Consider the following 22,082-nt stretch of genomic DNA (forward strand, 5'->3'; position numbering starts at 1 on the left):
TGGTCGTCGCTACAGGTGGGCGACCGTGACCGCGGCGTAGTAGACGTCGGCGGTGGCGACGCACGTCTGGTACGACGCGCCGCTGCCGCCGTATGCGTACGCGCAGTTGGTGATCAGGTCGGTCCGCAGCGCCGAGTTGCAGGCCGAGTAGTTGGTGCCCGCGCGGTCGGCCGCGTCGTAGCAGAGGTCGTGACGGGCGCAGGGTCCGCGGAAGTCGGCGCTGAAGTAGCTGTCCGGTGACGACGTGCAGTAGTCGTGACGCGCGACCGGCGCGAGGTTCACGTTGTAGACGTAGTTGCTGGGCACGCTCACGAAAGCGGCGCGCTGCGCCGAGCGGGCCTGGGCGCTCAACGGCGGACCCGGGTAGACCTGCGACGCGGCCTGCGCGGCCGGGTCCACGGGGTACTGCTCGGTCGGAGTGGCATTTGCGACGGCGCCGTCGCCGATGATCGCAAAGAACATCAGGAGGGCGGCGATGACCGCGGCACGAGTTTTGTTCATTGCCTGAACTAAGCAGATCGGTGTGTCGGGCGGTGGTCGATCACGCAAACCATCGGCGACGGGAATGGTGCGCAGGAGTAACGACGTTGCCACGAGAGACCGCGGTCGGCATCGGCCGATCGTGCGGTCCGTACGCACACAGCGAGAGAGGCGGCAGTCATGAGCGGCAAGGTTTGGTTCATCACCGGCACATCACGAGGCTTCGGACGCGAGTGGGCGATCGCGGCTCTCGATCGGGGCGACAAGGTCGCCGCCACCGCGCGCGACACCTCGTCGCTCGACGATCTGGTCGACAAGTACGGGGACGCGATCCTGCCCATCGCGCTCGACGTCACCGACCGTGACGCCGATTTCGCCGCGGTCGCGAAGGCGCACGACACCTTCGGGCGTCTCGACATCGTCATCAACAACGCCGGCTACGGCCTCTTCGGGTTCGTCGAGGAGGTCAGTGAGGCGGAGGCGCGCGCGCAGCTCGAGACGAACGTCTTCGGCGCACTGTGGATCACGCAGGCCGCGCTCCCCTACATGCGCGAGCAGCGCAGCGGCCACATCCTGCAGGTCTCGTCGATCGGCGGCATCAGCGCGTTCCCGCTGGTCGGCCTCTACCACGCGTCGAAGTGGGCGCTGGAGGGCTTCTCGCAGTCGCTGGCCCAGGAGGTCGCCGATTTCGGGATCCATGTCACGCTCATCGAGCCCGGCGGCTTCTCCACCGACTGGAGCGGTCCGTCGGCCAAGCACGCGACCGAACTCGACGCCTACGCCGACGCCCACGAGAAGGCCCAGCAGGCGCGCGCGAAGCGCAGCGGCACCCCGGGCGACCCGGCGGCATCGGCGCGTGCGCTGCTCAAGGTGATCGACGCCGAGACCCCGCCGCTGCGGGTGTTCTTCGGCGAGGCACCGCTGGGTATCGCGAAGGCCGACTACGAGAGCCGGATCGCGAACTGGGAGCAGTGGCAGGACGTCGCACTGGAAGCGCAAGGCTGATTCAGCGCTGGAAGCGCGGGGCTTATTCAGCGCTTCCAGCGCAGGGCTGACCTGCTCTAGCCGAATCCGACGACGGGTCTCGGCCGGTAGGGCGCTTCGAGGGCCGCGATCTCGTCGTCGTCGAGACGCAGTGTGGTGGCGGCGACGGCGTCGTCGAGGTGGGAGATGGTGCGCGCACCGATGATCGGTGCGGTGACCGCCGCCTGGTGCAGGACCCACGCAAGCGCGACCTGCGCGCGCGGGATCCCACGGCGGTCGGCGATCGCGGCGACGGCGTCGACGATGGTGCGGTCGTCGTCGGTGTACAGCGTCGAGCCGAAGGCGTCGGTGGAGCTGCGTTCGGTGGTGCTGTCCCAGTCGCGCGTGAGTCGACCGCGGGCGAGCGGGCTCCACGGGATCACCCCGACGCCCTCGTCGAGGCACAGCGGGTGCATCTCCCGCTCCTCCTCGCGGTGGAGCAGGTTGTAGTGGTCCTGCATCGAGATGAAGCGCGTCCATCCGTTGCGCTCGGAGACGTGCAGCGCTTTGGCGAACTGCCACGCGTACATCGACGACGCCCCGATGTAGCGGGCCTTGCCGGCCTTCACCACGTCGTGGAGCGCCTCGAGGGTCTCCTCGATCGGGGTGAGCGGATCCCACCGATGGATCTGATAGAGGTCGACGTGGTCGGTGCCGAGTCGTCGGAGGCTGCCGTCGATCTCGGTCATGATCGCCTTGCGGGAGAGCCCACGTTCGTACGGCGCCTTCCGACCGTTGTGGAACACCTTGGTCGCGATCACGACGTCGTCGCGGTCGGCGACGTCACGCAGCGCACGTCCCACGATCTCCTCACTCGACCCGGCCGAGTACGAGTTGGCGGTGTCGAAGAAGTTGATGCCCGTCTCCAGGGCGTGGGCGATGATGGGGCGCGACTGCTCCTCGGGCAGGGTCCACTCGTGCGTTCCCCGACCGGGTTCGCCGAACGTCATGCAGCCCAAACTGATCCGCGACACACGCAGTCCGCTGGTCCCCAGGTTGACGTAGTCCATCGGATCTCCTTCTAGCGCAGGTGCAGGTCGACGGTGACCGGCGAGTGGTCGCTCGCCGGTGACTCCCCGGGCGGGGTGTCGTGTTTGCGGGCGTCGGTCGCGGCGAAATGCGCCGACGCGTAGATGCGGTCGCTGTTGGCGGGTGCGCCGGCTGTGGCCTCGGTCAGCCCGGCGGCGGCAAAGCGTTCGTGTTCGGCGGCGAACTCAGGTGAGCCGTCGCGGACGTTGAAATCGGCACCGATGATGGTGGGGCCCTGCCACCGGCCGAGGATCTCCGCGACGGGTGCGACCTGTCGGGCGGGTTCGTCGACGCCGTCGTGGGGGGAACTGAAATGTCCCGACACGAGGCGGATCTCGTTGCCGGCCGCGGTGCGGATCATGGCATCGCACGCCCCGCGCGGCTGGTACTCGGTGATCGCCCCGAACGGTCGCGGCCGACGGCCGATCCATCCGCCGATCACCCCGATCCACATGTCGGCCGCCGATCGCAGGCGCCGGCCGGTGCCGTCGCCGAACGGGTCGGAGATCCTGAGTCCGCGGGCGTCGCCGACGGTGATCCCACCGAAGGTGATGATCCCCGTTCCTTCGCGGCGGCCGTAGATCTTCTCCGCGGCGGGCGCCATCACCGCACCCGTGGGCGTCAGTCGACGGGCCAGTCGGGCGAGGGTGTCGGTCCCGTTCGACCGCGCGGCGAAGTCGTCGAGTTCCTGCAGGAGGACGATGTCGGGACGGTGCGCGGCGATCGTCGCCGCGAGGTGGTCGAGTGTGGTCCGGGTCGCGAAGAACTTCCCGGGCCCACCCATCCCGCCGTGGACGTTGAACTCCATCACCCGCAGCGTCTCGGGGACCACGTCGACGATCGGGGTGTCGGTGCGATGCGGGCCGAGGCGCAGTCCGAGGAACTGCGAGACCGCGAACGCCAGCGCGAATCCGCCGACGGCACCCGCGATCGCCGCGGACACCACACCCCCGGAGGCGAGGACCGCGATCACGATCCCCACGGCGACGCCGACGATCACCCACCAACCGCGGTCACGGATGCTGGTGCCGACGACGTCGATGAGCCCCGGACGGTGGTCGTCGACGTCGATGCGCGGGAGTCTCGGGTCCGGCGATCTCGGGACACGCCGGATCGTGTGGACGGCGACGTCGGCGGTGAGCGTCACAGGCCGGGGGCGATCTCGAACTGCACGCGGGCGACCTGGTCGCACACCTCGACGATCTGCGCACGGAACACGTTGTGCACAGGGTCGGTGTCGTACGCCTCGTAGGCGGCGGCGTCGATCCAGTCGTTGGTGATGGCGAAATCCCAACCACCGGCGCGTAGTTCGGCGTCGAGGCCACAGTGGTTGGCCAACACGCCCGGCAGACGCAACGCGGCGATGCCGTCGAGGCCCGCCCTGAGCTGCCGTCGGTCGGCCCGCGCCTGCCCGTCGTCGTCGGTCACCCGGAGTCGGCCCACCACCACGTTGCGGATCATGACCCGATTATGGCGGCCACACGCACCACGGTCACGCCACCGACACCCGCCGACGGCTCCCCGAGCGCCATGAGGCGGGCCGGTGCCTCATCGAGGCCGATCGTCTCGCGCACCAGATCCTGCGGTCGCAGGGTGCCGTCGGCGATCTCGGCGAGCATCGCGGGGTAGGTGTGGGCGGCCATACCGTGGCTGCCGAGGATCTGCAGTTCTCGCGCGATCACCGCGCCCATCGGCACCGGCGGGGTGTCGTCCGCACCGAGCAGACCGACCTGCACGTGGCGGCCACGCGGTCGGAGGCACCCGAGCGAGGCGCGCATGGTCGTCGGCGCGCCGAACGCATCGATCGAGACGTCCATCTCGGTCACACCGTCCGCGTCCGAACAGGTCTGCGCCGCACCGAGTTCGACCGCCCGCGCACGACTGCGTTCCGACGGGTCGACGGCGACCACGTGGGCACCGCGGGCGGCGGCGATCATCACCGCCGACAGGCCCACTCCCCCGCATCCGTGGACCGCGACCCGTTGTCCGGCACGGACGTCGGCCACCTGGACCACGGCGCGGTAGGCCGTCGCGAAGCGGCATCCGAGCGACGCCGCGGTGTCGAGATCGACGGCGTCGGGAACGGCGACGAGGTTGACGTCGGCGTGGTCGAGGGCGACGCGTTCGGCGAACGATCCGTGGTGGGTGAATCCCGGTTGCGTCTGTCGCTCACACACCTGCTGGTCGCCGCGGGCACAGGCGGCACATTCGCCGCACGCGCACACGAACGGAACGGTCACGCGCGCGCCGACGGCCCAGTTCCGCACGTCGGGGCCGACCTCGACGACGGTCCCCGCGAGTTCGTGGCCGGGGACGTTCGGCAGGGGGATGTCGGGATCGTGGCCCTGCCAGCCGTGCCAGTCGCTGCGGCACAGGCCGGTCGAGCCGACCGCGACGATCACCCCGTGGGGCGGACAGGGCGGGTCGTCGATCTCCTCGATCGAGACCGGTCCCCCGAAACTGCGGTAGATCGCTGCGCGCACCACCCCAGTGTGCCGGTCAGGTGAAGCTCAGCACCTCGTCGCCCCAGGCCGAGCGGATCGCCCGGTCGAGGTCGACGACCACGTCGTCGGTGCTGTCGATGACCAGGGTGGCGCGGTCGTCGCCGTAGGACGGCCACGCCGGGTCGCCGTCGAGACCGTCGGGCGTGCCGGAGACGGCGAAGCCGATCCATCGGCGTTGCATCCGCCGCGACACCGCCTCCCCGGTCGCGCGCCCCCCGAGCTTGAAGGTGATGTCCTTCCAGCCGCTGGTGAGGGTGCCGAAGACGTAGGGCAGTTCGGTGGCGTGGGTGGCGCCGATGCGGAACAACCGGAGGATGGTGGTCGCCCAGTCGAACCGGTAGAGGAACACCGGCGCGATCTGACTGTGGCCGTCGGCGAGCCACACCGTCGGCATCCGGAACCCGATGTCTCGGGCCACGGCCTCGCCGCGCCCCTTCGCACGCACGTCGGCGTAGGCCTCGAGCACGACCTCCTCGGTGGGGAGCGGCAGATCGGGTCGCTCCCGCGCGATCTGGGCGAACATCGAGCGGATGGAGTCGCGGGTGATCGGGATGAGCGGCGAGCGCATCAACCGGAACAGTGCGGCCTCGTCCTTGTTGGTGCCGATCATCAGGGGCACCGGATGGGCACGGTGATCCCGGAACGCCGTCACCGGATAGTCGGGGACGAGATCGCGGTCGACGACGGGAGCGAAGGCGAGGGTGCCCGGCGAACTCTTCGGTGTGGCGTCGAACAGGGCGTTGCCCACCTGCGCGATCCGGTCGGCGGGGATCGACAACAGGTCCGTGAGGGCGTCGGGTGACACCTCGATGTTCTCGAGGAACTTCTCGGCGATGCCGCGGGCGCGGGTGCTGTCGTAGACCGAGGTGGCCGGTGAGCTCTGGGCGATGGCGCGGTGGAAGAGACCCTCGGCGGCGGGGACGGTCATCAGGGTGGTGACCATCCCACCGCCCGCGGACTCTCCGAAGAGGGTGACCTGGTCCGGGTCGCCACCGAAGGCGGCGATGTTCTCGCGCACCCAGCGCAGCGCGGCGATCACGTCCCGGAGCGCCAGGTTCGACTCGAACCGGTGGTCGGCGGCATCGAAGGACGTCAGATCCAGGAACCCCAACGCTCCCAACCGATAGTTCACGGTCACGACGATGACCTCGCCGCTTGCGGCGAGCGAGGTGCCGTCGTACATCGGCTGGCTCGCGGCACCGAGGACATAGGCACCGCCGTGCACCCACACCATCACCGGCCGCGGCGTATCGGTGTCGGTGTCGGCGGCCCAGATGTTGAGGAACAAGCAGTCCTCGTCGAGGGTGACGCCGTCGCCGAGATCGAAGAACGGCAGCGTCGGCTGGGGCGCCGCCGCACCGAACCGCGTCGCGTCGGCGGGTTCGGTCCACGGGGTCGGCGGTTGCGGGGCTCGCCATCGCAGGTCGCCGACGGGCGGCGCGGCGTAGCGCACGCCCTTCCACGACCGGATGGTCGCCGTCGGCTCGGTGTCGGTGGGTTCGGTGTGGGTGACCGACCCGCGGACGGGTCCGCTGTCGGTCATCACCACGGTGTCGTCGCTCATCGGTCCAGTGTGCCGAACGCCGATGTCACCGAGCACTCAGCCGGCGAGGTGCCCCCAGCGCGTCTCGAGTTCCCGCCACGCGCCGGTGGCGACGGCCGTGCCGTCGACGAGCACGACAACGCGGTCGGCCTGCGCCAATGCCGCCCGCTTCGAGCTCGCCCCGAGGATCGTCATGCCGCGTTCTCGTAAGCCCGCCCACAGCTCCACCTCGGTTGTGGCATCGAGCGCACTCGACACGTCATCGGCGAGAAGCAGTTCCGGACGTACGGCGAGCGCACGCGCCAACGCCAGTCGTTGGACCTGCCCGCCCGACAGCCGCACGCCCCGATGCCCGATCACGGCGTCGATCCCGCCGGCCGCGGTGACGTCGGGTTCGAGTCGGGCTGCGGCCACGGCGTCGGCGAGGGGACGGTCGTGGTCGAGGGCAATGTTGTCGGCGAAGGTGCCTGACAACACGCGCGGCACCTGGGCGATGTGGGCGACCCGACCCGGCCGCAGGAACGTCTCGACGTCGTCCACCTCGGTGCCGTTCCAGCGGATCGACCCGGTGTGCGCGACGAGTCCGCACAGGCTCGACAGCAGGCTCGACTTGCCCGACCCGACCTGACCGACGAGCAGGACCAACTCCCCCGCCGTCAACGTCAGGTCGACCCCGATCACGCCCCGGGTGCCGTCGTCGTGGACCGCGGTGAGGCCCCGCAGTTCGAGGCTCCGCAGCGGATCCCGGGGCTCGGCCGGCGCCGCGGGTGCGGTCCCGGCGATGAGGTCGACGCCGCCGGGGATGTCCATCAGATCGGCGCCGCCGGCGAATCCGGCGGTGGCGCGTTGCCACGCTCGGGTGCCCGGCGCCTCGGTGATGACCGCACCGGCCACGCGACCGAAGTAGTCGAAACCCGCGACCGCGCCGGAGACGAGAAGTGCTGTCGCCAGACCCCATCCGCCGAGGAGGTAGATCGTCCAGGCGGCCACCACCCCGACCTGCACCATCACGACCGGGACCCCGATGAGCACCGACTGGACGCGGTGTTCGCGCACCGCGGCGTCGACGCGACCGTCGTCGACGCGGGTCAGGTGGGCGTGCACGTCCTCGGTGGCCGCAGCCAGTTTGACCGTGCGCACGCCTTCGAGCGACGAGACGAGGGCGCGGCCGAACCCCGCCCGCGTCGCCGAGGCGGCGGCGGCCGACCGCCCCGCGATGGGCCGTCCGACCACCGACGCCGCGGCGGCGGCGAGCATGACCGCGAGCAGGATCCCGCCGGCGAGCACGCTTCCACCGAGGACCGCGGTCACGACGACCACGAACAGGCCGTTGATGACATCGATCCACCGGTCGCCGTAGCGCAGGAAGCGGTCGGAGTCGAGGACACGCGACATCACCTCGCCGGGCGGAGTACGGGGCAGGCGGTGCGACCGCGTCTGCGCCTCGAGCACCGTCATGCGGATCCGCAGCGACACGGCGGTCCACCACGGGAGGAATCCGCGCAGCGCGGCGGCGAGCACGAACGGAGCGCTCAGCAGCACACCGAGCATCGCGACGGTGAGACCGATCGGGGTATGACCGCGTTGGAGGTCCGCGACGAGATGGCCCCACACGAAGCCGGTGAGCGCGCCGCCGGCGCCGACGATCGCGGCGAAGGCGAACAGCGCGGTCCCGACCACGCCCCACCGGGGGTGGGTCACCAGCATCCGTCGGATGCCGCGCGTGAGGCTCGATCCTCCTGCGGTCGGACGGGGTGTCGGGGGTGTGCCGGTGCGGCGCACCCCGCCGACACCGGGCGAACCCTGGTCCGCAGTGCCGTCAGCGGCGCGCGGATCGAGATCGGCGGCATCGAGGAGCCGTCGGAACGGGCCGCTCCCCGACTGCAGGGCCACGCGTGACCCGTACTCGATGACCCGCCCGCCGTCGAGGACGGCGACGGTGTCCGCGCGGGCCACGGTGGTGAGTCGGTGCGCGATGAGGATGCCGGTCCGCTCGGCGAGCAGTCGGTCGGCGGCGTGCACGACTCGCGCCTCGGTGACGGGATCCATCCGGGCGGTGGCCTCGTCGAGCACCACCACGCGTACGTCACGGACCAGTAGCCGCGCGAAGGCGACGAGCTGTTCCTCACCCGCGGACAGCCGGGTCCCGCCGGGCCCGAGCACGGTGTCGATCCCGGCGGGCAATCCGGCCACCCAGTCGTCGAGTTCGAGGTCGGCCAGGGCGTCGCGCACGCGATCGCGTGAGGTGTCGGCGAACAGGGCGATGTTCTCGGCCAGCGTGCCGGCGATGATCTCGGTGCGCTGGGTGACGACACCGACCGACGACCGCAGGTCGTGGAGGTCGAGGTCGCAGACGTCGACGCCGCCGACGAACAGTGTTCCCCGCGGCGGGTCGACCGCTCGGGAGACCAGCGAGGCCAGTGTCGACTTGCCCGATCCCGTGCGACCCACCAGCGCGCAGGTCTGTCCCGCGTCCACCACGAGATCGACATCCGACAGCACGGTCGGTCCGTCGGAGTAGGCGAACGACAGTCCGCGCACGGCGATGTCGACCGGACCGTCGGGCAGCGTCGCGCCACCGGTCGGCTCCGGGGTCGCGTCGAGGACCTGGCGCAGACGCACCACCGCGCCCATCCCGGCCTGGAGTTCGGGCAGATGCCGGGCGAGCTGGTTGATCTGGCCGATGAGTCCGGAGCTGACGAGGTACAGCGTGATGAGGCGGGCGACGTCGAGATCGCCGTCGGCGACGAGCGCGACCCCGGCGACCACCACGCCGCCGAGCAGTACGTACAGCAGCCCGCCGGCACGCATGGTGATGCGCGTCTCGGCGACGATGACGCGCCGGAACCTGCGGCTGATCTCGGCGGAGAGTTCGGCACAGCGCCGGACGAGGTAGGCCTGCCCGCCGCTGGTGCGGAGGTCGTCGGCGGCGGCGAGACCCTCCTCCATGGCCGCGGCGTGATCGGTCCAGGCGATCTCCTCGGACACCTTCCGTGCGCGCAGCTCGGTCAGCAACGGTCGGATAGAGAACAGGATGAGTGGACCCATCACCGGGAAGATGATGAACGCCGGCCACCAGGTGAGCCCGGCGACGATCAGCATCGGAACCGTCCCGACCACGGTGCGCAGGGCGTCCCACACCTGCAGGCGCACCAGCGTGCCCACCTCGTGGGTGTCGTCGTCGACGCGGTCGAGCACCTCGCCCACCGCCTGCTCGGAGAGCCGGTCGAGTGGTTGGCGCAGCGCCGCGCTCAGGAGGTCGCCGCGCAGCTCACCCTCGGCCCGATCGGCGCACCCGGCCCACACGGTGCGGCCGGCGGTGTCGAGAAGGGCGTATCCGAGGAGACATCCGGCCAGGGCCATGACGAGCGTCCACCCGGGATCGGCGGCAACGCGTCCGATCACGACGGTGCCCGATGCCTGCAGGATCGCGGCGACGGTCAGCGCGACGAGCGCCGCCCCGGTCGCGGGACGCGCCAACCGACGCCACGAGACCGGGCGCGCCGCGGCCACGACAGAACCCACCCGCGCCGGCGCGGCGCGGGTGGGCTGGGGAGTCGTGGTGGCGGTCATCGTTAGAAACGCTACGCACCGCCACCGACAGTCGGCACCTCATTTTCGGCGCCGGAGAGCCGTCAGCTCAGATCTGCACGCGTCCACTGGTTGTCGAACTCGAGCCCGCTGCGCACGAAGAGCTGGGTGACGGGGCAACGACGTTCGATCTCGGAGACGAAGGTCGAGAACTGCTCGTCGGTGGCGTCGGTCTCGACGGTGGCGCGCACCGACACCTTGTCGAAGTTGGCGTTGCCCTCCTCGCCCTTGACGAGCACGAGGGTGTCGAGGTCTCCCTGCACCGTGAAGGAGAACGTGCCCAGCGTGATGCCGAGGTCCTTGGCGACGAGAGCGGCGGTCACCTGGTTGCACGAGGTGAGCGAGCCGAGGGCGTAGAACAGCGGGCTGGGCGCTTCGTCCTTGCCGCCGAACGCGGGGTACGCGTCGGTCTCGAAGACGTGCTTGTTGTCGCCCTGGGAGGTGAGCGTCTGCGCGACGCCGGTCCCCTCGGCCTCGATCACGAACGGCACAACACTGGCGCGGATGGTGGAAGTCATGGTTGCCACCGTCGTCGCGGGCCGCTGACCTGTCCAGATTTGCGATCCTCAGGATCGAAATAAGGATGTACGGGAATCGTGTCGTCCCACGGCTGCGCGGTCGCCATGTCGGCCACGCGGACGAACCCGCGCTCGAACTCGCCCACCGCCGGATCCACCAGCCGGTACTCCTGCCGCTGACGATGGATGGGCTGGGCGTCGAGCAGGACGATGCGTACCTCTCCCGGCTCGAACGCACAGCGGGCCTGCAGTGCGGCGATCAGCTGCTCGCTGTGCATGTGGCCGTCTCCGAAGTTCCACCCGATGGCGGTGCTGCAGATGCGCTCACCGTCGGTGAGCACGTAGTCACTCTCGTCGAAACCCGCCATGGCGCGATGGGCGAGGGTGAACAGGGCACGGCCGTGGGTGTTGAAGGCGCGGAACGCATATCCCATGTACAGCGGGATCTGCATGGCGTCGCCGGCGCCGTAGACCCGCTCGAGTTGGGAGGCGGGCATCGCCGCGATGGCGACCAGGTTGGCCTCCATCTTCGCCGCCGCCGACGGCGTCATGCACCACATCCCGGTGTCCCAGTTCCCGGCGTAGTACCGCATCCCCGGCAGGAACGACACCTTGCGCGGGAACAGGTTGCCGATCACCACGGTGCCCGCCGAGACGACCGCGAGAGCGATCACCGACCACGGGGACCCGAGGTCGCCGAGCCCGACGTCGGAGTGGCCGACGAACAGAGCGAGGACGCCGAACATCATGAAGACGTTCCACTCCAGGGGAACCCCCATCGGGATCGCCGAGAGGATCCCGAAGTGGAACACGAGCATCACCACCGCGGCCACCGCTGTCGGCCAACCGCCGCCGGAGAAGAACAGCACCAGAGGGACCGCCATCTCGATCACCGTGCTCAGGTGCGCGATCGCGCGTGCCGGCCGACCCGGGCGCAGATCGTCGGGGAAGTGCTCGAAGAACGCTCGCTTGATGAACCGGGGCCGCAGGATCGGGTTGTTCGACATCATCGTCGACACCACGAACGGGAAGTGGCGGTTGAGTTTCGAGGTCGCCGCCCCGACCCAGATGATGAGGAACACGATCTTCGCCGCGACGATGGCGTCGACCGTCGCGAACAGCAACGTGACCGTCAGCGCGGCGTAGACCTCTCCGCGCGCGGCGAGAAAGATCGTCTTGTCGCGCAGCGCGGCAGCTCCCAGCACCACCAGGGTCACCGCGATCAGCCAGCGCGGCGGCTCGGTCACGATCAACGCCGCCACCAACGACACCAGCAGCGCCGCGTAGAGCGCGACGTCGACGGGGCGGCGCTCGTCGCCCCGGGTGAGCGGGATCCGGCGCGGCCAGGGAGGCAGCCGGATGGTGCCCGGACGCAGCCAGTAGAGGATCGACCCGATCGGTGGGTAGAAGCGATTGTTCAGCGGTCCGAAACCACACCCGAGACCGACGACCTCGAACAGCATCGTGAACAACACGACCTTGGCGAACACGACCGGCTCGTCGTACCACCCGCGGACGTCGGCCAGCCCTCCCACGTCGGAGGTGCCGACCGACAGCAGCCACGCGGCGACCACGTAGGCGAGCACCTTGATCACGTAGAACAGGTGCAGTGCCACCGGCGTGCCGAACCCCACCTCGGCCCAGTGCCGCGCCATCGGCACGATCTTCTCCGCGCGGCTGCCCGTCTTCCAGGTGGCCAGGTCGACGTCGGGGGTGGTCTGCGTCAGGAATCCCACCCGGCGACGCTAACAAACCAAGCGCTCGCTTGGTTCACTATCGGCCGGTCAGGCCCCGACGTACGCGGCGAGATGCTCGCCGGTGAGCGTCGACCGGTCGGCGACGAGATCGGCCGGAGTCCCCTCGAACACGATGCGACCACCGTCGTGGCCGGCCCCCGGCCCGAGGTCGATGATCCAGTCGGCGTGCGCCATCACCGCCTGATGGTGTTCGATCACGATCACCGACTTCCCCGACTCGACCAGCCGGTCGAGCAGGCCGAGCAACTGTTCGACGTCGGCGAGATGCAGCCCCGTGGTCGGCTCGTCGAGGACGTAGATCCCGCCCTTGCCCGCCATGTTGGTGGCGAGCTTCAGTCGCTGCCGCTCCCCGCCGGACAAGGTGGTCAGTGGTTGACCGAGCTTGATGTAGCCCAACCCGACGTCGGAGAGGCGTTCGAGGATCTTGTGCGCCGCCGGTGTCGCGGCCGGCCCGGACCCGAAGAACTCGGTCGCCTCGGCCACCGACATCGCGAGCACCTCGCTGATGTCGCGGTCACCGAGGTGGTACTCGAGCACCTCGGCCATGAACCGGCGGCCCTCGCACAGTTCGCAGGTGGTGGCGACGCCCGCCATCATGGCGAGGTCGCTGTAGATCACCCCGTTGCCGTTGCACGTCGGGCAGGCACCCTCGGAATTCGCGCTGAACAGCGCGGGTTTCACGCCGTTGGCCTTCGCGAAGGCCTTGCGGATGGGGTCGAGCAGACCGGTGTACGTGGCGGGATTGGACCGTCGCGAACCGCGGATGGGGCTCTGGTCGACAGACACCACGTCGTCGAGTCCCGACAGCGAACCGTGGATCAGCGAACTCTTGCCCGAACCGGCGACACCGGTCACCACCACCAGCACCCCCAGCGGAACGTCCACGTCGACCGACTGCAGGTTGTGGGAATCGGCGCCCCGGATCTCGATCACCTCGGTGTGCTCGCGCACGGCGTCCTTCAGCGACGCACGGTCGTCGAAATGCCGTCCCGTGACGGTGTCGCTCGAGCGCAACCCGTCGACGGTGCCCTCGAAACACACCGTCCCGCCGCCCGATCCGGCACCGGGACCGAGGTCGACGATGTGATCGGCGATGGCGATGGTCTCGGGTTTGTGCTCCACCACCAACACGGTGTTGCCCTTGTCCCGCAGGCGGATCAGGAGGTCGTTCATGTTGGCGATGTCGTGTGGGTGCAGACCGGTGGTCGGCTCGTCGAACACGTAGGTCACGTCGGTCAACGACGACCCGAGGTGCCGGATCATCTTGGTGCGCTGCGCTTCACCGCCGGACAGCGTTCCCGCCGGGCGGTCGAGGCTGAGGTAGCCGAGTCCGATCTCGACGAACGAGTCGAGGGTCTCCCCCAGTGACTCGATCAGCGGCGCGACGGCGGCGTCGCTGATCCCGCGGACCCAGACCGCGAGGTCGCTGATCTGCATGGTGCACGCGTCGGCGATGGACTTCCCCGCGATCGTCGACGAACGCGCGCCCTCGTTGAGGCGGGTGCCGTCGCAGTCGGGGCAGGTGGCGAAGGTGACGGCACGTTCGACGAAGGCGCGGATGTGCGGCTGCATGGCGTCGACGTCCTTGGAGAGCATCGACTTCTGGATCTTGGGGATGATCCCTTCGTAGGTGAGGTTGATGCCCTCGACCTTGATCTTCGTCGGCTCCTTGTAGAGCAGGTCGTCGAGTTGTCGCTTCGTGAAGGTCGCGATCGGCTTGTCGAAGGGAAAGAAGCCACAGCCGGCGAAGATCCGTCCGTACCACCCGTCCATCGTGTAGCCGGGGATGGTCAGCGCTCCGTCCTGCAACGACTTCGCGTCGTCGTAGAGGGCGGTGAGGTCGATGTCGTTGACCGAGCCGCGCCCTTCGCAGCGGGGACACATGCCGCCGGTGATGGTGAAGCTGGCACGCTTCTTCACCTCACGCCCGCCGCGGGTGACGTTCACGGCCCCGGCGCCGCTCACCGACGCGACGTTGAACGAGAACGCCTGCGAGGAACCGATATACGGTTTCCCGAGTCGGCTGAACAGGATCCGCAGCATGGCGTTGGCGTCGGTTGCGGTACCGACCGTCGACCGCGGGTCGGCGCCCATCCGCTGTTGGTCGACGATGATCGCGGTGGTCAGCCCGTCGAGGAGATCCACATCGGGGCGCGCCAGGGTCGGCATGAACCCCTGCAGGAACGCGCTGTAGGTCTCGTTGATCATGCGCTGCGATTCCGCGGCGATGGTCGCGAACACCAGCGAACTCTTGCCCGAGCCGGACACGCCGGTGAACACGGTGAGGCGGCGCTTGGGGATCACGACATCGACGTCGCGCAGGTTGTTCTCCCGCGCCCCCTGCACCCGGATCAGGTCGTGGCTGTCGGCGACGTGCGCGGTGGACGCGGGGGCCATGGTGCTCCTACCTCGAGAATGCTTGGGGGACGGACCGGGTCAGGACGACTGCTGGATGCGGATGAGGTTGCCGAACGGGTCCCGCACCGCGCAGTCGCGCACACCATAGGGCTGATCGGCCGGTTCCTGCACGATCTCGCCGCCGGCCGCGACGATCGAGTCGAAGGTGGCCGCGAGGTCGGTCGCCGCGAGCAGCAGCCGCGCGAACGTGCCCTTCGCCATCATCTCGGCGATCATCGCCTGCTCGGTCTCGGTGACCCCCGGGTCGGCGGTGGGCGGGTACAGCACGATCGAGGTGTCGGGCTGGTCGGGCGGACCGACGGTGAGCCAGTGCAGGCCGTTGTAGCCCACGTCGTTGCGGATCTCGAAGCCGAGGATGTCGCGGTAGAAGCCGATCGCGGCCTCGTGATCGGTGTGCGGGAGGAAGCTCGAATGGATGCTGGTCGTCATGGCGCTCAGGCTAAGACGGTGCCGGCCGCCCGCGCTTCTCGATTCCTGACCGGTCTGGTCACCTGTTTGGCGACGCACGCCGGCATTCCCGCGACGGACTGACCGTGGTCGCGTCGGTACGCGCTCGGCGACACCCCGACCAACTCGCGGAAACGGGTGCTGAAACTCCCGAGCGAGGAACACCCGACCGCGAAACACACCTCGGTCACGCTCATCTCGTCGCGGCGCAACAACGCCATCGCCCGCTCGACGCGCCGGGTCATCAGATAGCTGTAGGGCGATTCGCCGTACGCGGCGCGGAACTGTCGGCTGAGGTGTCCCGCCGACATGTGTTCGCCGCGCGCGAGTTCCTCCACATCGAGCGGCGCGGCGAACTCGCGGTCGATGCGATCCCTGATGCGGCGGAGACGGACGAGGTCGGCTGTCCGCGACGGCGGGAGTGGGTCGCTCATGCCGGTGTCCACCCCAGCGCCGGGCCGAGACGCGTCGCCATGTCGGTGATGATCTGGACGTAGTCGTCCGGCTCGAACGAGAACGGGAGAGCGAAGGCGACCTCGGTGGCGCGCTGGAATCCCGCGTGCTCGTAGAGGCGGGCGGCGAGGTCGTCGGACGGTCCGACGAGATCGGGCGCGAACACCATCCCCCGGGGTCCCTGCGGTTCGAGCGTTCGCGCGAATCGACTCTCCGCGTAGGCCTCGTAGCGGCGGATCTGATCGGGGGTCGCGGTGTCGGTGGGGATCACCACGAGCCCCTGCGACACCCGCGCACGCGACGGATCGGGATGCGCGGCGCGGTAGGCGTCGATGTGCTCGGCCTGAATGGTCGCGAAATCCCGCGCCGGACCGCCCTCGGTGAACACCACCGACGAGGTCAGGTAGTTCAGTTGCTGCTCTCCGGCCCAGGTGGCCGAACCCAGTCCGCCGCCGTACCAGACGCGGTCGGCGAGGCCGGGCGAGTGCGGTTGCACGCGTCGGGAGAACGACTCGATGCCCACGGTGCCCTCGAAGTCGCTCACCGGATCGCCGCGGAGGCAACGCAGCAGGCGCAGCACGCGCTCCTTCGAGAAGTCCTCGACGTCGTGTGTGTCGGGATAGAGCACGTGCCGGTAGTCGTCGTAGCGCATCGGGGTGCCCACCGACACACCGGGATTGATGCGTCCGTTCGACAGCACGTCGACCGTGGCGAGGTCTTCGGCCAGGCGGAACGGGTTCTCGAGTCCGAGCGGGATGACCGCGGTGCCGAGTTCGATCTGTGAGGTGACCATCGCCGCGGCGGCCATCACCGCGACAGGCGAGGAGATGCCGTACTGCAGGTGCCGGTCGCGCAGCCACACCGAGTCGAAGCCCAGGTCCTCGGCACGTCGGATCGTGTCGATCGTCTCCATGTGCCCGTCGCGCGGCGACGACTCCGCGAACCGCCCGATCGTCAGGAATCCGAGCTTGCTCAGCGGTGTGCCCTCGCGTGGCATGTCGGTTCTCCTGTCCGCACACTCGATCGTGTCGAGAACAGTGTGCCCCGGCTAGCTCCCGAACGGCACGGCGGACGAGCGCACCGGGTACGCCGCGACGTTCATCACGACCGAGCCCGCGCACGGTCCGTCGGCGATGTCGGTGCGCCACACGCCGGTGAACGTGCCATCGGGTTGCGGTGCGTAGTAGGCCACCGAGTGCGCCTTGTTGTAGGGCTTGGGCACCCCGGGACCCTGGTAGCAATCCCACATCCAGTCGTAGGTGTGAACCCACTTCTGGCCGTCCCAGGTGTAGCGCGCGGGCTGCGGGAGGGTCGGGTTGGCCGGCGCGGGTCCGGCCACCACGGCCGCGGTGCACACTCCCCCGATGCACCCCGACGAGAACGTGTAGGTGTCGGCGAAGTCGGGCTCGCGCTGGGTGGCCGCGAGGCTCGTGCCGGTCTTGGTCGCCGCGAACCGCTTCAGGGAGTACTGGCCCGTCCACGTGGGTTCGGCGGCGTGCGCGGGACCGAAACCGGCGATCAGTCCGACGACGAGCATCCCGACGAGCGTTGTCGAGACGCGGACGATCGACGGTGTGCGCATCGGCTCAGTGAACCAGATCACCCGTTGCGCGATCAGGCTTTGACTGCGTGCAGCGTGTTCGGCAGCATCGTTCGGGGCGCATCGACGCCTGCGTGAACTGTCCACCGACCCCGACCTGACCGATTCCATGACCTCATCACTGCATACTGCGAAGACCATGACTCGTGAACCCGGTACCGAGCTGGCCCCCGTGGCCGCCGGCTCAGCGCACGTACACGTCCACCTCCCGCATGTGTCGCCGATCGCCGAGGCGCGCCGTGTCGGCATCACCGCCTTCCAACTGGCGCGCGGCGTCGGCGAGGTGGCCGTCGGTTTCCGGTCCCGCAAGCCCCTGCCCGAGCGCGCGGCCCGAGAGGTCCGCGACGTCTTCGAGCGACTGGGACCCACGTATGTGAAGCTCGGGCAGCTCATCGCCTCGAGCCCGGGTGTGTTCACCCCGGCGTTGTCGCGGGAGTTCGAGACCCTGCTCGACAGGGTGGCCCCCGCACCGATCGCCGTGATCGAGAAGGTGCTCACCGATGCGTTCGGCGCCCCGCCGTCGCAGGTGTTCGCACAGTTCGACGCCGTGCCGATCGCGTCGGCGTCGATCGCGCAGGTGCACACCGCGACGCTGCACAGCGGCGAACGGGTCGTGGTGAAGGTGCAGCGGCCCGGCATCGCCACCCGACTCGCCGCCGACGTCGCGATCCTGGAAAGGCTCGCCGATCTGCTCGAACTGTCGCCGTACGGCCGGATGCTCAGCGCGCGCAACGTGGTCGACGACTTCGCAACCGGCCTCGACGCCGAACTCGACTTCCGCAACGAGGCGCAGGCGATGGACGAGTTCGTCGCAGGTCTCGCCGACACACCGTTCGCCGATCGCGTGCGGGTACCGACCGTGCACCACGAGTTCACCACCGGCGAGGTGCTCACGATGGAGTACGTCGATGCCATCCGCATCGACGACGCGCGCGCCGTGCGCGCCGCGGGACACGACGGCACCGCGCTGGTGCGCAATCTGCTGCTGGTCTTCCTCGAGTCGGCCTTCCACGGCGGTCTCTTCCACGGCGACCTGCACGCCGGCAACGTCCTCGTCGACTCCGACGGCCGCCTGGTCCTGCTCGACTTCGGCATCGTCGGACGCTTCACCCCCCGCACCCGTCGCATCATGCGGCGCCTGGTCGGTGACCTGATGGTGCGCAACGACTACGAGGCCGCCGGCCGGGCCCTGTTCACCCTGGGCGCTGTCCGCAACCCGGGCAGCACCCGTGAGGGCGCGAAGGACATGCGACGGTTCACCGCACCCATCGCGGGCAAAGACCTCGCGGGGATGTCGTACACGGCGCTGGGCACCCAGCTCGCCACGCTGGCCAAGGCCTACGACCTGCGGCTGCCGCGTGAGCTGGTGCTGGTCGGCAAGCAGCTCCTCTACGTCGAGAAGTACATGAAGCTGCTGGCCCCGCAGTGGCGGGCGCTCACCGACAAGGAGCTCTTCACCTACATGAAGGCCCTGCTCACCGAGGACGAGCCGAGGCGCTGACCCGGGGCGGCCACGGGCTCGGGTAAGTTCTGCCCCGACGTCGGTGTGCTCCCGGTCGTCTGGTTTCTCCGGGAGCACCGCAAGAGGGAATCCGGTGCGAGTCCGGAACTGCCCCGCAGCGGTGATCGGGAACGACGCGACAGCAATGCACTGGCCCCGGCCGGGAAGCAGTCGCCGGTAGGTGGCATCGAGACAGATGCCGTGCCCGAGAGTCCGAAGACCTGCCGCCGTTGGTCGCGTCGGACGATGCGACCGCTCATCGGCCTCGTGGGATATGGCCGGTGCGGCGCCTCGTGAACCTGTCGTGGTTGTCTGCACCCCTTTTCCGCACAGACGGAAAGGGATCGAATGCAGGTTCGCGGCCGCCCCGGTGTCGGCACGGCGGTCGCGCTGTCCCTGCTCGTGCTGGTCGCCGTCTCCGCGGTCGGGATGATCGTCGGCAGCGTGCACATCCCCGCGTCCGACGCGGTGCGCTATCTGTGGGCCGATGTCGTCGGCGGCACCATCGCCCCGCAGGACGTCCCGGGCTACCGGATCGTGACCGATTCCCGACTCCCCCGGGTCCTCACGTCGATATTCGTCGGCGCCGGGCTCAGTGTCGTCGGTGTCGTGGTGCAGGCGCTGGTCCGTAACGCCCTGGCCGATCCGTACATCCTCGGCATCTCCTCGGGCGCGTCGGTGGGCGCCACCGCCGTGGTGTTGTTCGGCGCCCTCGGCGGCCTCGGGCTCTATGCGCTGCCCTCGGCGGCGTTTCTCGGCGCGTTGGGCGCCACGGTCATCGTGCTCGTGCTGGCCCGCAGCGCGGGCGGTCTCGAACCGACCCGACTGGTACTCATGGGAACCGCACTGGGCTACGGGTTCTCGGCCATCACGACGGTTCTCGTCTTCCTCGCGCCCGCCGGCGACGCCGCGCGCAGCGTGATGTTCTGGCTGTTGGGCAGTCTCGCCGCGGCGACATGGCACTCGGTGTGGTTGGTCGGCACGGTGTCGGTGGTCGGCGTGGTGCTCGCGAGCGCGTGCGCACGTCACCTCAACGCCCTGTCGATGGGCGATGATGTCGCGGCCAGCGTCGGCGTCCATCCCGGCCGATTCCGTCTGGCACTGTTCGTGGTGTCGGCCGTCATCGTCGGTGTGATCGTGTCCGTCTGCGGCGCCATCGGGTTCGTCGGCCTGATCATGCCGCACGTGACACGGTTGCTCGTCGGCGCCGACCACCGCCGCGTGCTCCTGCTCAGCCCGGTGCTCGGTGCGGTGTTCGTGGTGGTCGCCGACATCGTCTCCCGCACCCTGGTGCCGCCGTACGAGTTGCCGATCGGCGCCATCACCGCCGCGGTCGGGGTACCGGTGTTCGTGGCACTCATGCGCCGCCGCGAACGAGTGACCACATGACCCCCGACCCGGACGCCACCACGGCGACGCCGGCGGTCGACTACCGCGACGTGTGGATCCGCCTGGGCGACACCGAGATCGTCCACGACCTGTCGCTGTCGGTGCCCGACGGTGGGTTCCTCGGCGTCGTCGGACCCAACGGCAGCGGGAAATCGACGATACTGCGCTGCCTGTTCCGAGCCCTGTCCCCGTCGGGTGGCCAGGTCACCGTGCACGGCACCGACATCGTCGCCACCTCGCTGCGCGACAACGCACGTCAGGTCGCCGCACTCACCCAGTCCTCGGCGCTCACCCTCGATTTCACGGTCGCCGAGGTGGTCGCCACCGGTCGACTACCCCACATCCGCCTTCTCCGGTCGGCCACCGCCGCCGATCGCGAGATCTGCGAACGCGCCATGATCGATGCCGGTATAGGCGGTTTCGGGCACCGACGGTTCGCCGAGCTCTCCGGCGGCGAGTCGCAGCGGGTCCTCATCGCGCGCGCCTTCGCCCAGCAGACCCGCGTGTTGGTCCTCGACGAACCCACCAACCACCTCGACGTGCGTCACCAGTTCGCGGTGCTCGAGGCGGCCCGTGCGCGGGGCATCACCGTGATCGCCGCACTGCACGACCTGAACATCGCCGCCCAGTTCTGCACCGAACTCGTCGTCGTGTCCGACGGGCGCATCGTGCGGCGCGGGACGCCGGCCGACGTCCTCACCGCCGACACCATCACCCGCTTCTTCGGTATCGGATGCCACATCGTCACCCATCCACGCCTGCGCGTTCCACAGATCATCTTCGACGAAGGGACCACCCGATGACACGACGCTTCCTGGCTCGCGCCGCACTGGCGCTCAGCGCGACACTCGCGGTCGGCGGGTGTGGCGCCACGGTGTCCGACCACGCCGCGCCGACGTCGTCCGGCGCGGCGGTCACGGTCACCAATTGCGGTGCACCGCTCACGGTTCCGTCGCGCCCGAACAAGGTGCTCACCAACGACACCGGCATCACCGAGATGATGTTCGCGTTGGGTCTGCAGGACCGGATGGTCGGCTACACCACCTACGAGGGCAAGGAGCGTGACATCGCATCCTCGCCGTGGCGATCGGAGTTCGCATCGACGCCCTCGCTCGGCACGGCCTTCACGCGCGAGGTGATCCAGAAGGCGGCGCCCGACTTCGTGTTCGCCGGATGGAACTACGGCTTCAAGGAGTCGACCGGCGTGACGCCGGCATGGATCTCGACGATCGGTGCGACGCCGTATCAGTTGACCGAGGCGTGCCGACAGCCCGGATCGACCCGACGCGGGATCACCCGTCCGCTCGACGCGCTCTACGACGACCTCACCAACCTCGGCCGGATCTTCGGCGTCGAAGATCGCGCCTCGGCCCTCATCGCCGGGTACATGCGAGAGGTTGCCCAGGCGGCCGCCGCGGCACCGCAGTCCGACCGCCGGGCCCGAGTGCTGCTGTTCGACAGCGCCGATCCCGCCCCGTTCACCTCCGGCCGCAACGCGGCCCCCGATCAGATCATCGCCGAGGCGGGTGGCACGAACGTCTTCTCCGGGCTCGACGACTCGTGGACGTCGGTGTCGTGGGAGGCCGCCGCACAGGACGATCCGCAGGTGATCGTCATCGTCGATTACGGCGCGGGGCAGGCGAACACGGTCGCGGCCAAGACCGCCCAGCTGCGCGCCCAACCCCTCATGGCCGGGACCACAGCGGTCCGCGAGAACAACATCGTGTCGTTCCCCTACGCCGCTCTGGTCGAGAGTCCGCGCAATCCGGCGACCATTTCCGCCCTGGCCTCCTATCTGCGGAGTCGGGGACGTTGATTCGACGGCCGCG

The 22,082-nt window shown here is 69.4% G+C and carries 19 protein-coding genes and 1 riboswitch; of the genes, 5 read left to right on the forward strand and 14 right to left on the reverse strand.

Annotation, left to right across the window (positions count from 1 at the left end; genetic code table 11):
• Positions 1–9: 9 nt before the first annotated feature.
• Positions 10–501: a phospholipase A2 gene (locus OG579_RS03250; protein WP_328858072.1), complete on the reverse strand. Its 492-nt coding sequence runs from the start codon at positions 499–501 to the stop codon at positions 10–12.
• 159 nt (positions 502–660) lie between these two features.
• On the opposite strand from OG579_RS03250, the gene OG579_RS03255 reads away from it, so the two are divergent.
• Positions 661–1,485, forward strand: coding sequence for an SDR family oxidoreductase (locus OG579_RS03255; RefSeq protein WP_045822903.1), 825 nt, complete (start codon positions 661–663; stop codon positions 1,483–1,485).
• Positions 1,486–1,541: 56 nt separating this feature from the next.
• Here the strand turns inward: OG579_RS03255 and OG579_RS03260 are convergent, their stop codons facing one another.
• The 13 genes from OG579_RS03260 to OG579_RS03320 all read right to left on the reverse strand — a co-directional run bounded on the left by OG579_RS03260 (position 1,542) and on the right by OG579_RS03320 (position 17,345).
• Entirely contained in the window at positions 1,542–2,513 is a 972-nt protein-coding gene (locus OG579_RS03260; RefSeq protein WP_328858073.1) for an aldo/keto reductase, read from the reverse strand.
• A gap of 11 nt (positions 2,514–2,524) precedes the next feature.
• Entirely contained in the window at positions 2,525–3,679 is a 1,155-nt protein-coding gene (locus tag OG579_RS03265; protein ID WP_328858074.1) for an endonuclease/exonuclease/phosphatase family protein, read from the reverse strand.
• Positions 3,676–3,993, reverse strand: coding sequence for a Dabb family protein (locus OG579_RS03270; protein ID WP_045822906.1), 318 nt, complete (start codon positions 3,991–3,993; stop codon positions 3,676–3,678). The genes OG579_RS03265 and OG579_RS03270 overlap by 4 nt, the downstream gene beginning before the upstream one ends.
• Positions 3,990–5,015, reverse strand: coding sequence for an alcohol dehydrogenase catalytic domain-containing protein (locus OG579_RS03275; RefSeq protein WP_328858075.1), 1,026 nt, complete (start codon positions 5,013–5,015; stop codon positions 3,990–3,992). The genes OG579_RS03270 and OG579_RS03275 overlap by 4 nt, the downstream gene beginning before the upstream one ends.
• 16 nt (positions 5,016–5,031) lie before the next feature.
• Positions 5,032–6,600 carry a carboxylesterase/lipase family protein gene (locus tag OG579_RS03280; protein WP_328858076.1) on the reverse strand — a complete coding sequence of 523 codons (1,569 nt, stop codon included), beginning with the start codon at positions 6,598–6,600 and terminating at the stop codon, positions 5,032–5,034.
• 36 nt (positions 6,601–6,636) lie between these two features.
• The gene (locus OG579_RS03285) at positions 6,637–10,152 is read right to left on the reverse strand and encodes an ABC transporter ATP-binding protein (protein ID WP_328858077.1); all 3,516 of its coding nucleotides are present in this window, start codon (positions 10,150–10,152) and stop codon (positions 6,637–6,639) included.
• 62 nt (positions 10,153–10,214) lie between these two features.
• On the reverse strand, positions 10,215–10,688 hold the full coding sequence (locus OG579_RS03290; RefSeq protein WP_328858078.1) for an OsmC family protein: 474 nt from the start codon (positions 10,686–10,688) through the stop codon (positions 10,215–10,217).
• Positions 10,685–12,424 carry a DUF3556 domain-containing protein gene (locus tag OG579_RS03295; RefSeq protein ID WP_328858079.1) on the reverse strand — a complete coding sequence of 580 codons (1,740 nt, stop codon included), beginning with the start codon at positions 12,422–12,424 and terminating at the stop codon, positions 10,685–10,687. The genes OG579_RS03290 and OG579_RS03295 overlap by 4 nt, the downstream gene beginning before the upstream one ends.
• A gap of 48 nt (positions 12,425–12,472) precedes the next feature.
• Positions 12,473–14,842 (reverse strand): excinuclease ABC subunit UvrA, encoded by a 2,370-nt coding sequence (locus tag OG579_RS03300; RefSeq protein ID WP_328858080.1) that lies wholly within the window; start codon positions 14,840–14,842, stop codon positions 12,473–12,475.
• Positions 14,843–14,881: 39 nt separating this feature from the next.
• The gene (locus OG579_RS03305) at positions 14,882–15,292 is read right to left on the reverse strand and encodes a VOC family protein (RefSeq protein ID WP_328858081.1); all 411 of its coding nucleotides are present in this window, start codon (positions 15,290–15,292) and stop codon (positions 14,882–14,884) included.
• 5 nt (positions 15,293–15,297) lie between these two features.
• Positions 15,298–15,744 (reverse strand): helix-turn-helix transcriptional regulator, encoded by a 447-nt coding sequence (locus OG579_RS03310; protein ID WP_328858082.1) that lies wholly within the window; start codon positions 15,742–15,744, stop codon positions 15,298–15,300.
• A complete protein-coding gene (locus OG579_RS03315; RefSeq protein ID WP_328858083.1) occupies positions 15,741–16,760 on the reverse strand; it encodes an LLM class flavin-dependent oxidoreductase in 1,020 nt (339 codons plus the stop codon). Before OG579_RS03315 ends, OG579_RS03310 begins: the two co-directional genes overlap by 4 nt.
• A 51-nt stretch (positions 16,761–16,811) precedes the next feature.
• The gene (locus tag OG579_RS03320) at positions 16,812–17,345 is read right to left on the reverse strand and encodes an Rv2253 family sensor-like surface protein (RefSeq protein WP_408068735.1); all 534 of its coding nucleotides are present in this window, start codon (positions 17,343–17,345) and stop codon (positions 16,812–16,814) included.
• A 157-nt stretch (positions 17,346–17,502) separates the two neighbouring features.
• Between OG579_RS03320 and OG579_RS03325 the strand changes: the two genes are divergently transcribed.
• From OG579_RS03325 to OG579_RS03340, 4 genes are all read left to right on the forward strand, one after another.
• Complete coding sequence (locus OG579_RS03325; RefSeq protein WP_328858084.1) at positions 17,503–18,864, forward strand: ABC1 kinase family protein; 1,362 nt, start codon at positions 17,503–17,505, stop codon at positions 18,862–18,864.
• Positions 18,865–18,888: 24 nt separating this feature from the next.
• Positions 18,889–19,107, forward strand: a riboswitch (cobalamin riboswitch).
• Between the two features lie 105 nt (positions 19,108–19,212).
• Positions 19,213–20,253 carry a FecCD family ABC transporter permease gene (locus tag OG579_RS03330; RefSeq protein WP_328858085.1) on the forward strand — a complete coding sequence of 347 codons (1,041 nt, stop codon included), beginning with the start codon at positions 19,213–19,215 and terminating at the stop codon, positions 20,251–20,253.
• Positions 20,250–21,056, forward strand: coding sequence for an ABC transporter ATP-binding protein (locus tag OG579_RS03335; protein WP_328858086.1), 807 nt, complete (start codon positions 20,250–20,252; stop codon positions 21,054–21,056). The genes OG579_RS03330 and OG579_RS03335 overlap by 4 nt, the downstream gene beginning before the upstream one ends.
• Positions 21,053–22,069, forward strand: a complete 1,017-nt coding sequence (locus tag OG579_RS03340) for an ABC transporter substrate-binding protein (protein ID WP_328858087.1) — start codon at positions 21,053–21,055, stop codon at positions 22,067–22,069. The genes OG579_RS03335 and OG579_RS03340 overlap by 4 nt, the downstream gene beginning before the upstream one ends.
• The last annotated feature ends 13 nt before the right edge of the window (positions 22,070–22,082 follow it).

Origin of the sequence: Williamsia herbipolensis, assembly GCF_036153515.1 — a bacterium.
Classification (GTDB): Bacteria; Actinomycetota; Actinomycetes; order Mycobacteriales; family Mycobacteriaceae; genus Williamsia_A; species Williamsia_A herbipolensis.